We start from the raw sequence: 10,775 nt of genomic DNA on the forward strand, positions 1-10,775 counted from the left end.
TTTAAGGAAATCAATCATGGCAACCTTATCACGCTGGCAGACTTCTATGGGGTTTCCGTTGATTATCTGCTGTGCCGGACAGAGAACAGGGAGCAGATCAACACACCATTGACGGAGCTGCATTTGAATGATGAGATGGTTGCACTTCTGAAAAGCGGTCGGATTAACAACCGTCTGCTCTGTGAGCTTGCCACACATAAAGATTTTATCAAGTTTCTTGCAGATATTGAGATTTATGTGGACGGGATTGCCACCATGCAGATTCAAAACCTCAATGCACTTGTCGACACTGTCCGGCATGAAATCATTGAACGGTATCGCCCCGGCGAAGATGACCCGCATTTGAAGGTGCTGCAAGCTGCCCATATCAGCGATGATGAGTATTTCAGCCACATGGTTCTGGATGACCTCAACCGGATTATCCGGGATATTCGGGAAGCCCACAAAAAGGATAGTGAAAGTGCCCCACAAACCACCGTTGCCGATGAACTGAAAGAAAATCTGGAAGCGGTCGAAAATTTCAAGGGTAGTCGGGATGAAAAGCTGGTCATCCTTTATTGCAAGCAACTCGGTATCAACTATAAAAATCTGTCGGAAGAAGAATTCCGCTGGCTCATTCGGATTCTCAAAAAATCAAAGAAAATGGGAACGCCTATCAGCCAGAGGAAAAAACGGTAACAAAAACCGCTGTTGCATGGTTGTGTTAGCTTCCATGTAGCAGCGGTTTATGCTGTGGTTATTCAGTTGAAATTTCAGAAAGACAGGCTGGAATTTATGAACTTAATGCCGTTACCAATGATAAATATCTTTCTGTCTTTTTCTTAATATCATCTTCACTAACACCATAATAGATATACAAATCTTTTGAAATTTTCTCAAACTGTTTCATTACTTTCTTGTTTCCAGAATAAGATATACCGAATATATTCCAAATATAATCTATCTCCATCTCAAGAGAATCATCACCGATTCTTATTTCATATAGATGAAAGTTCATAGGAATTACATTATCTGGCATTTCGGCAATCATTTCGCTTCGAGTCTTTATTTTACAAAAATATTCTCTGACAGATTCTTCATTAGAAACATCCGGCTTTGGAATATCCTTCATTTCACCTAAAACTTCTGGTTTATGCTGTAAAATCAAACTCTCCTTTAGGTTTTTTTGTTGTTCAATATATTTTCTCTCAGTTGAATTAGTTTCAATTAGATTGTAGGTATTCATTGCATATTGTACCAATTCATCAAGAGTATGTGAATCTGCAACCACTTTCTTCTCTACTATCTTACGTCTATATCTGTAGATAATATTTCGTATCCTTACTTTTAGAGGCTTTTTCCGTGTTCTGCCAGCTATAAAAATACTTGTTGGGCCATCTGCACCACCTATTATTGAAACTTCACTTTTGCTTTTTTCTTTCATAAATGTTCATCCTCGCAAATTGGAATTTGACTAATCCTACATGTGCATCATATTACACTCATGTAATTATCCTCTACATAAACAGCTTTTCCATCAGCAAGCTTAATCTCATCTTTGCCGTTCGGTAATACTGTTGTTTCAGAACCATTCCAATGGGGGATAATAGGATTGTCAATAATATGTAATCCATCTGTTAAATTTCCCGCCGCATACATACTTCCTGCACTGATTCCGACATATATAAGTCCGTTTTTAATTGCATTATTAAGTATTCTATCAAAACCAGTTCTAGACATTTCACGACAAAGCACAGATACATCACCACCACTGACAAAAACAGCATCAAATTGGTTTAATTCTTCAAAAGTTAATAGCCTTGTAAGCATAAACGGGGTTGTAACATACGAAGAATAGGTTCTTTGATAGTCTTTTGAAAGAATTAATTCCAGATTGTACACTAATATATTTTCGTACTGAATTCCCATTAGAAAGAGTTCATGAAAACATATTGCAAGCGACTCTCTTGCACCATCTGTTTCAATGCCAGCTGTTGGAATATAAAGCACTTTCACATCCTTCGGACACTTTCCAATAATATCAAAGAATTTCTCTTTCATCTTATCGGTCAACCCTGCAGATGTAAGAAATAGATGTTTTCCATTCATATTCTTTTACCTCGTCAAACTCCGATTTATCATAATCATTCTACCATACCGTTATGAATAAATCATCTCATGCAAAACAATTTCTTCTGCCCGATTGTGAATGTTATTGCAACGCTGCACCCATTCCATCTGACAGATACTCTTTAATTCTTCTGTGACCCCCTCAGCAGCTTTCATCTGCTCTATGATTGTATCTAATCGCTTCTGTGCCTGTTCGTTCAGATCTGCAAGATATGTCCATAATTCCCCTGTCAGGGTCAATGTATTCAATCTGGCTGGGTGGACTTCTCTTAAATATTCCCGGTGCATCCGTCCGTACTTTCCGATAGGGCGGTGTTCCTCCGGCAATTTCAAATCTGGTAAATAATAATCTCCATTCAGAGTGTAATGCAGTCCGTTTTTCTCTTCATAAATGTGTTTCTTTAATCCGCTCATATTTTTAATCTCCTCATTCTGGTTTGTTGTTTCTGCAAGTCTGACTCTCCAGAAATATTGGTAAATCATTGGTAAAATCGAGAATTGAACACAAGAAATGCTATTTATAGAAGTATTTAAGACGATTTAAGACTTTTTCTCACGAACAGTAAATCCTGCCGTGGCAAACAAATAGTATTTTTATCATGTTCTTATATCTCCTTAAATCGTCACATTTCCTTGTATTTGAAAGTTCTTTACAATTTTCATTTTTCTTATAGTTTCTGTATCTTCTTATAAACCCTCATATTTTGGCTATCAAAAGTTGTAAAATAGGTATTAATATATATACTCTTCTTTTAATTTTTCTTTCGGTATGATAACCATTGGCACATCTGTTTCTCCTTCTTTCCAATATGGCACATAAAACACCGCTGCTTCAACACCCAAAACTTCCATTTGAGCTACAAATCCTTTTAATTGATACTGAGATACCCCTCTAACCACCCAATTTTCTGCATCTAGTAATTTTTCCCTCATTTTTTCTGCAATTACTTTAGAATAGAAGAATGGTACTATCGGCTTTCCTTCTGGCAAAGAAAAATAGGTTCCTGTTATTTCACCTGATTGTATTTCCATTAATGTCCAGAAAGGAGCCCCTTGAGTGGCTTCATCTGGAAGAAATGCCTCTTTAATTACACCAGCAACTATTTCTCCTAAAGAAGGTAAGTCTTTTGTTTCCATTAAATGAATGCCATTGGATTCTGCAAATTGTTTTGCGCCTTCTTGATAACCTGATTTAGCCACCATCATCCCCGAAATATTATTCAAATCATTTAATTTTGACAAAAACTCTCCCACCTCACCTTTACTTACAGGAGTATTCCAATCTTTGCATTCTATAGCAATACGATGTCTCATATTCAAATGCTGAAATTCATAGTATACATCAAACTCATGCTTAACTCCCGATTTTCCTATTACTGATACATTAGATGATACCATTGCACCTTCATCCATAAAATCCAACAATTTTTGATATACAAATTGTACATAATTTTCCAATTCTTTTCCTGCCTTCATACTGTTTTTTCCTCGTATTATATCTTCATATCGAAATATCTTTTAAAAGTTGTAAAACTCTCCCTATTTTACAACTAACCGATTACATGCTTGTTCACTTTATTCCTAAAACAGCGTATCAATATTCAAGTCTTGATATGCTTCTGTTTCACTAATTAGCATTTGTAAAAACTCATAAGTTCTTATCTGCGTACAATATCTTTTAGAAAGTTTATCTCCAAAATCTAATGTAATATAGACTTTCTTACGCTTTGAAAAATATACATCACAATGAGTAATATATTTTACCATTCTAGTGGCATTAGCACTAATTTTACAATAAGAATTCGGAGCAACAAAAAATTCAATATTATCTGCTAGCAAATCATCTTGAATGTCTAACATTTCTATAACACAAAATGATTTTCTACTCCATTTTCCACTATACAAAATTATACGATTTATAAACTGTCCTTTTTGACTATTGTTCGTTACAACAAATGTAGGTTTTTTATCCACGTTATACATAAAAGAAAAATAAATATTGAATTTTCTCATATATGGTAACATTGCAATACACCCTACCATAAATGTAATTAATATTCCTAAAATTTGCCCTATGGCACTAATTGCTTCCCAATTCATTATTTTTTACTCCTCCAGCAGTATGAATTTTAGGTTAGTAAAAAACTCAATCTATAATACATTTTATCTTATTTTCAGAACACTTTCTGTATATACGGCTTGTGGACAATATTCTTTAATCAACGCAATAGCTAATATTTTTTCCGCTTCACTCATTTTAGGTCCAAATACAATTTCTATTTCTTCTAGCACTTTATCATCTATTTCTAAAAACAATTGATTATATGGTGGCTTTGATAATGTGTCCTCAATTCTTCTAATTTGTTCTTGATGTTTTTCAAAACTAGCCGGATAAGCCTCTTTTAATCCCATAGGAGAAAGTGAAATTATATATCTCCACTCTTTCTGAAAAGCCCAATTTGTTCTTTTAAATCGTCCTATATCTTTTAATGAATAGGAAATAGATATATTACCCTGGGTAATATCAGACATTGTTTTGGCTTCCAAAAACTTTTTAACTGCATCTTCACAAGATTCTGTTCTAATTTTGGGAAATAACTTATCTTGAGAATCTGTATATTCAATCTTTTCTAAATGTGGTTCTGTAGAAACAATACTAGCCTTGTTTTCTTCGTATATTTTCTTCAAATTTATATATGTATCTACATCTTCAGATAAAAAATATTCTCCTTTTTTAAATCTATATTTTTTAAACGGAAATTCAGGCATTCGTATTCTAACGCCATGCATATTCGGTGTATATAAATTCCACAAAGGTATAGATTCCTCTGAATCTTCAGTCCAGCAACTCACATAGACAAATTTTCCAAACTTCCCCATATCTTCTGTTTCTGCTTCATCAAGGTCATCAACGTACAACAAGTTATTAAAGCAAATTGTTTTATTTCTCAAAATCAAAGCTAATGTTTCTAAACTTGTATAATGGTATAAATATTTCATTCTCTACTATCTCCTTTTTCGTCATATCGGAACATTTTTCAAAAGTTGTAAAATCGTTGTAATACACTCTCCTATTGTAAGGAAATCTGCATAAAATAAGGAGATTTGGGCAAAAGAAAAACTCCTGCCGTGGCAGATGAATAATATTTTTATCATTGTTTTGTTTCTCCTTGTTTTGACCCGGAATGCCCTATTTTGCAAGGGATTCCGGGGTTATTGTAAAATACTCTGAAATTACAGATTATGGCAAATCAGAGCAGAACCCTGCAAGTTGTTACTACCTGTTAGTAGTAAAATTAGTAGTAAAAGGGAAAGGGTTACTACTAAGGATTGTTTATTAAAAAAGCTGTTGTATCTACTGACACAACGTAAGTAGGTAATCATCCGTATCTGTTTTTTTGTTTTTTATTCTGCTACAATCTCCTTTTTGTATAAGTACAGTCCTTTGACTGCCTGACATATACAAAAGATACGATATGAACAAATGAAATGTTAGTTTTTGTACGGAGTATCGTTCGCCATTATGTCTCTTTCACTGGAAGTAATCTGCTTTACCAGTTGGAAAAATCCCTTCAAGTCCGTAAAGTTGTTGTATCCTCCAGTGCAATCGTTCAATCCTTTTGCAGAACGGACGAGAAATCCCTTAGAGTTCATCATGTCGAAATCTATGGGGTGGTTCCGGCATTCATGGAATGAAAAATATACATACTTTTTTTGTTTCGTTGTCCTTAAAATATCCGCACATATCGTAATGCCCCGTCTCAAAGGTAATAAGCCTTAATCCATATTTTGCGGCATTAATTTTCATGCTCTTTTTCATGTCATTTGCAAAATCTATAAATTCCTTGGAATTTTTCCCATAGTCATCTTTTATTGTTTTTCCCTGATATTTTCTGTATAGTTCTTCCAAAACGTTTTCTTTTCATATTCTGAACTTTTGAAATGATGTCGCCATTGATAACATTTTTATTATACAGGAATGAGGCGGTAATCGCAAACACAATCCACAATACAAAATGATATTCTTTTTTTCTGGATGTTTCTGTGATATACTTATACGCGGTCGTATCAGACCGGAAAGGAAATATTATGTTACAAAAATTATATGTTTTTTTCAGGAAAGAAACCGTTTTGTCAATTGCAGTGATCCTGGCGCTTCTTTCTATGTTCTGGGTCAGACCGGATAAGGCTTATTTTACTTATATCGATTTCAGGACTCTCGGGCTCCTCTTCTGTTTGATGGCAATTGTAGCTGGTTTGAAGGCTGTTGGTGTTTTTGATATACTTGCCCAAAAAATTGCTGATGGGAACATCGGGAACTGTGGGTGTGATCAGGCTGTTGGTACTCTTATGTTTCTTCCTGTCAATGGTGATCACCAATGATGTGGCATTGATTACTTTTGTTCCTCTTGCACTGATCATTGTGCATAAACTGCCAAAGGAACTGGGCAATTACTGGCTTCTTAAAATAGTAGCCATGCAGACAATCGCCGCTAATCTCGGAAGCATGCTCACACCAATCGGAAATCCGCAGAACCTTTATCTATATGCCAGAGCAGGGATGTCCGCGGCAGAATTAATAACCCTGATGCTTCCCTATTCCGCCACAGCACTTATCCTTCTTCTGATATGGATACAGGTAGCCGCTGCCAAAGCACCTCACGTATGCGGTTCCGAAAAAGATAAAACTCTTTTGGGATTCTCTGACAGAAAAGAACTTAACATGGAATACCTGGCCGCTTACCTGATCTTATTTACAATCTGCCTGCTCACTGTTGCACGTATCATTCCATACCAGATTCCTCTTGTATTGGTTCTTATATATATGCTGCTAAGAAACAGGGAAAATATAAGCAGGGTGGATTACTCCCTGCTTGCCACCTTTATCGCATTATTTATTTTTATCGGCAACCTTGGAAGGATTCCGCAATTCAGCAGTTTTCTGGAAAGAATCATGGCAGGAAGGGAAACACTTACTGCTGTTCTTGCCAGTCAGATTATGAGCAATGTTCCCGCTGCGCTTCTTTTATCCGGCTTTACAGATAATTACCGGGCTTTAATTGTCGGAACCAATATTGGAGGTCTCGGCACTCTGATTGCATCCATGGCAAGCCTGATAAGTTTCAAATATATTGCAAAAGAAAACAGGAATCTGAGAGGGAAGTATTTGGGAATATTCACAGCCTCCAATATTATATTCATGATATTCATGTTAATATTGTATTTTTTTCTTAAATAAAGGTTTTCCCGGAATTACAAAAGCTATAGCAATTCTTTCTTCGCAAAAAATTCTCCGCGGCACTCTCCCATCCTGGAAGAAAAGCCGCGGAGAAATAAATATATTTTCGGTGCCAATACAAAGATCATTAATCTTTACACCACTTTACAACTTTTTCATAAAAAATATCGTACAGGGCTTTCTGATGTATAATGAGTTTGCTCCAAAACATTCCAAAGGAAAGTGACCCTGTACGACAAAGACATTATACAACGAAAAGACTCTGACTGGTAGACTTCACAAATATTTTTTGATTTATTTTGAAATTAGTTGATTGTCTTGAAAAATGCTTGATTTACGGGCATATTCGCAGGTTTGCAGATTGATTTTACTACTCATTTACTACTTTTAACGAATTGAGCCTTGATATGCAAAAGCACCTGCGAAGCTGCCGGATAAACCACTACACCACCTTACGCGGCACGTCGAAAAGAAAAAATAAAATAAGCACCACCTATAAGGCGGCGTTTCTCACTCCCACACAGGAGAACAGGAACGCTGCTTTTTTTATGCCCTCATGTTACGCAGTAAGGGCAAATAAAGCCTTGATTTATGCGGCTCTTAGAGCGCGGAAATGAGAAAGGCAAGGGTTGATACCTTTTCCCTCAAAACCGCGTTTCTACTGCGTAACAAATCCAACCAAAGGAGTGATGAAGCTATGGCAGTTTTCCGCGTGGAAAAGAACAAAGGTTATACGGTTATGAGCAACCACCATTTACGCAACAAGGAACTTTCCCTAAAGGCAAAGGGCTTGTTGTCGCAAATGCTCTCACTTCCCGAAGATTGGGACTACACCCTTGCAGGGCTGTCCCTTATCAACCGGGAAAGTATCGACGCTATCCGCACCGCTGTATGGGAGCTTGAAAAAGCCGGATATATCACAAGGCGGCAGGGACGCGACGAGAAAGGCAAAATGACCGCTATTGAGTACACCATTTACGAACAGCCACAGCCCCCGGCATTGGATTGTCCGGTATTGGAAAATCCAACAGCGGATAAGCCGATATTGGAAAATCCGACACCGGATAACCCGACGTCGGAAAATCCAACGCAATTAAATAAAGAGATACAAAAAACTAACTTACCAAAAAAAGAAAAATTAAATACAGATATATCAAGTACCCATTCCATTCCTTTCCATTCCCTAAATCCCTCTCCCTTAGAGGACGCGGCACAGCTGCCGGAACGGAAGCGAAAGGAAGCGACAGACGCATACAGCGTGTATGAGGAAATCATCAAGGACAATATCGAGTACGACTATCTGATACAGGACAGATACCTTGACCGGGACAGGATAGAGGAAATCCTTGCCCTTATTCTTGAAACCGTCTGCACCAAACGAAGAACAATCCGTATCGCCGGGGACGACCACCCGGCAGAGCTTGTAAAAGCAAAATTTATGAAACTGAACAGCGAACATATCCGCTTTGTACTGGACTGTATGCAGGAAAACACCACCAAAATCCGCAACATCAAGCAGTACATGAAAGCTGCCCTTTTCAATGCTCCGTCTACGATTGGCAGCTATTACACGTCCCTTGTATCTCACGATATGTACGGCGGGCGCACTATCCAGTCGGCAAGAAGCAAGGGCATACCCGATTACACCTGCAACGAGGGCGAAAGCCTGTAAACCAACCCAAAGGAGGATTTTATGATGACACAGAAAACAGGAGCTTTGATTTTTGATGAAACCGCTGACCGCTACGACATTCGCTTTGACGTAAACGACTATTACGGGGGATTGCATTGCGGCGACTGCATGGAGGTCTTTGTGCGGGGCAAATGGAAGCCGACCCGTATGGAGTACGGGGACAACTGGTATCTTGTGGGTATTCGGGCGGCAGACCTTTCCGGGCTGCGGGTACGGATTTAACAGGGCGGCGTGAAAGCGGATGCTCTTTTTTCATGCCCGTCCCGTTTCCCGGCGGCGGGCATACCACCATAGAACACGAAAGGAGGACACCCATTGCAGGAGGAAACCAACGAAAAGACCATAGCCCTTTACATCAAGACCGGAAAGCTGACCGCGCAGCAGCTCCAAAAGGCTATGAAAGCCCTGCTTGCACAGATGAAAAAGCAGCATGACAAACAGAAAATCCCGCATGGCAAGCAGACCCTAAAGCAGCTTATGAAGCAGAACGCGGGCGTTTCCAACATTGAAATCACAAAGGACAATATCAAAGCCTTTGAGAGTACGGCGAAAAAATACGGGATTGACTTTGCCTTAAAGAAAGACAGCACCGAAACCCCGCCCCGCTATCTTGTGTTTTTTAAGGGACGGGACGCGGACGCACTGACCGCAGCTTTCAAGGAGTTTTCCGCAAAGAAGCTGACACAGGGACAAAAGCCCTCTATCCGCAAGCTGATTGTTTCCCTCAAAGAAAAGGCGGCGGCTCTGAACGCACAGAGGGAAAAAGTGAAGAAAAAGGACAGGGAGGTATCGCTATGAAGCCGGAACTTAAAAAGCTGCTTATCCTAAATGCCCCCTATCTGCTCTTTGTCTATCTCTTTGACAAAATCGGACAGGCGGTGCGGCTCTCTCCGGGGGCTGACCTGTCCGGCAAGGTGCTTTCCCTTGCAGACGGCTTTTCCGCTGCCTTTGCAAACCCGCTTCCGAGCCTTGCACCTATGGATTTGCTTATCGGTATTGTAGGGGCTGTCCTTATCCGGCTGATTGTCTATGTAAAAGGCAAGAATGCGAAGAAATACCGGAAAGGTATCGAATACGGCTCTGCCCGTTGGGGCAACGCCGAAGATATAAAGCCCTACACCGACCCGGTATTTCAAAATAACGTGCTGCTCACACAGACGGAACGGCTTACCATGAACAGCCGCCCAAAGCAGCCAAAGTATGCAAGGAATAAAAATATCCTTGTTATCGGGGGAAGCGGCAGCGGCAAGACGAGATTTTTCGTAAAGCCCAACCTTATGCAAATGCACTCAAGCTACGTTGTAACCGACCCGAAAGGAACGGTTTTAGTCGAGTGCGGGAAGCTCTTACAGCGGGGCGGGTATCGGATAAAGGTGCTGAACACGATAAACTTCAAAAAAAGCATGAAATACAATCCCTTTGCCTATCTCCGCAGCGAAAAAGACATTTTGAAACTGGTAAATACTTTGATTGCCAACACCAAAGGGGACGGGGAAAAAGCAGGGGAAGATTTTTGGATAAAATCGGAACGGCTCTTTTACTGCGCCCTTATCGGCTACATTTGGTACGAAGCCCCGGAGGAAGAAAAGAATTTTACGACGCTGCTTGAAATGATAAATGCCAGTGAAGCCCGCGAGGACGACCCGGAATTTCAGTCCCCCGTTGACCTTATGTTTGAACGGTTGGAGGAAAAAGACCCGGAACACTTTGCTGTCCGGCAGTATAAGAAATTCC

General features: G+C 39.2%; 12 protein-coding genes and 1 pseudogene. 6 read left to right on the forward strand and 7 right to left on the reverse strand.

Features of this window, described 5'->3' with window-relative positions; translation table 11 throughout:
* Positions 1–678, forward strand: a 678-nt coding sequence (locus tag DWX32_RS18305) for a transcriptional regulator (RefSeq protein ID WP_118660824.1), incomplete at its 5' end; no start/stop codon positions are given.
* Positions 679–772: 94 nt separating this feature from the next.
* Here the strand turns inward: DWX32_RS18305 and DWX32_RS18310 are convergent.
* The 7 genes from DWX32_RS18310 to DWX32_RS18340 form a co-directional block, all read right to left on the reverse strand.
* Positions 773–1,423, reverse strand: a complete 651-nt coding sequence (locus tag DWX32_RS18310; RefSeq protein ID WP_025579830.1) for a hypothetical protein — start codon at positions 1,421–1,423, stop codon at positions 773–775.
* A gap of 47 nt (positions 1,424–1,470) precedes the next feature.
* A complete protein-coding gene (locus DWX32_RS18315) occupies positions 1,471–2,088 on the reverse strand; it encodes a Type 1 glutamine amidotransferase-like domain-containing protein (RefSeq protein WP_005930833.1) in 618 nt (205 codons plus the stop codon).
* Between the two features lie 51 nt (positions 2,089–2,139).
* Positions 2,140–2,523 (reverse strand): TnpV protein, encoded by a 384-nt coding sequence (locus tag DWX32_RS18320; protein ID WP_025579824.1) that lies wholly within the window; start codon positions 2,521–2,523, stop codon positions 2,140–2,142.
* A 318-nt stretch (positions 2,524–2,841) separates the two neighbouring features.
* Positions 2,842–3,585: a restriction endonuclease gene (locus DWX32_RS18325; RefSeq protein WP_021859843.1), complete on the reverse strand. Its 744-nt coding sequence runs from the start codon at positions 3,583–3,585 to the stop codon at positions 2,842–2,844.
* Positions 3,586–3,690: 105 nt separating this feature from the next.
* Positions 3,691–4,209 carry a hypothetical protein gene (locus DWX32_RS18330; RefSeq protein WP_021859842.1) on the reverse strand — a complete coding sequence of 173 codons (519 nt, stop codon included), beginning with the start codon at positions 4,207–4,209 and terminating at the stop codon, positions 3,691–3,693.
* A gap of 63 nt (positions 4,210–4,272) precedes the next feature.
* Entirely contained in the window at positions 4,273–5,109 is an 837-nt protein-coding gene (locus DWX32_RS18335; RefSeq protein ID WP_021859841.1) for a DUF2971 domain-containing protein, read from the reverse strand.
* A gap of 685 nt (positions 5,110–5,794) precedes the next feature.
* The gene (locus DWX32_RS18340; protein WP_055059592.1) at positions 5,795–6,019 is read right to left on the reverse strand and encodes a hypothetical protein; all 225 of its coding nucleotides are present in this window, start codon (positions 6,017–6,019) and stop codon (positions 5,795–5,797) included.
* Positions 6,020–6,198: 179 nt separating this feature from the next.
* On the opposite strand from DWX32_RS18340, the pseudogene DWX32_RS18345 reads away from it, so the two are divergent.
* From DWX32_RS18345 to DWX32_RS18365, 5 genes and pseudogenes are all read left to right on the forward strand, one after another.
* Positions 6,199–7,348, forward strand: a pseudogene (locus DWX32_RS18345) (SLC13 family permease).
* A gap of 697 nt (positions 7,349–8,045) precedes the next feature.
* Positions 8,046–9,020 (forward strand): DUF6017 domain-containing protein, encoded by a 975-nt coding sequence (locus DWX32_RS18350; RefSeq protein ID WP_018112837.1) that lies wholly within the window; start codon positions 8,046–8,048, stop codon positions 9,018–9,020.
* A gap of 24 nt (positions 9,021–9,044) precedes the next feature.
* The gene (locus tag DWX32_RS18355; protein WP_004611927.1) at positions 9,045–9,263 is read left to right on the forward strand and encodes a DUF5348 domain-containing protein; all 219 of its coding nucleotides are present in this window, start codon (positions 9,045–9,047) and stop codon (positions 9,261–9,263) included.
* Positions 9,264–9,356: 93 nt separating this feature from the next.
* A complete protein-coding gene (locus tag DWX32_RS18360) occupies positions 9,357–9,839 on the forward strand; it encodes a PcfB family protein (protein WP_118660826.1) in 483 nt (160 codons plus the stop codon).
* The coding region (locus DWX32_RS18365) for a type IV secretory system conjugative DNA transfer family protein (protein ID WP_158579617.1) at positions 9,836–10,775 on the forward strand (940 nt) is incomplete at its 3' end. The genes DWX32_RS18360 and DWX32_RS18365, both read left to right, overlap by 4 nt.

The organism is Blautia sp. AF19-13LB (assembly GCF_003479105.1).
Taxonomy (GTDB): Bacteria; Bacillota; Clostridia; order Lachnospirales; family Lachnospiraceae; genus Fusicatenibacter; species Fusicatenibacter saccharivorans.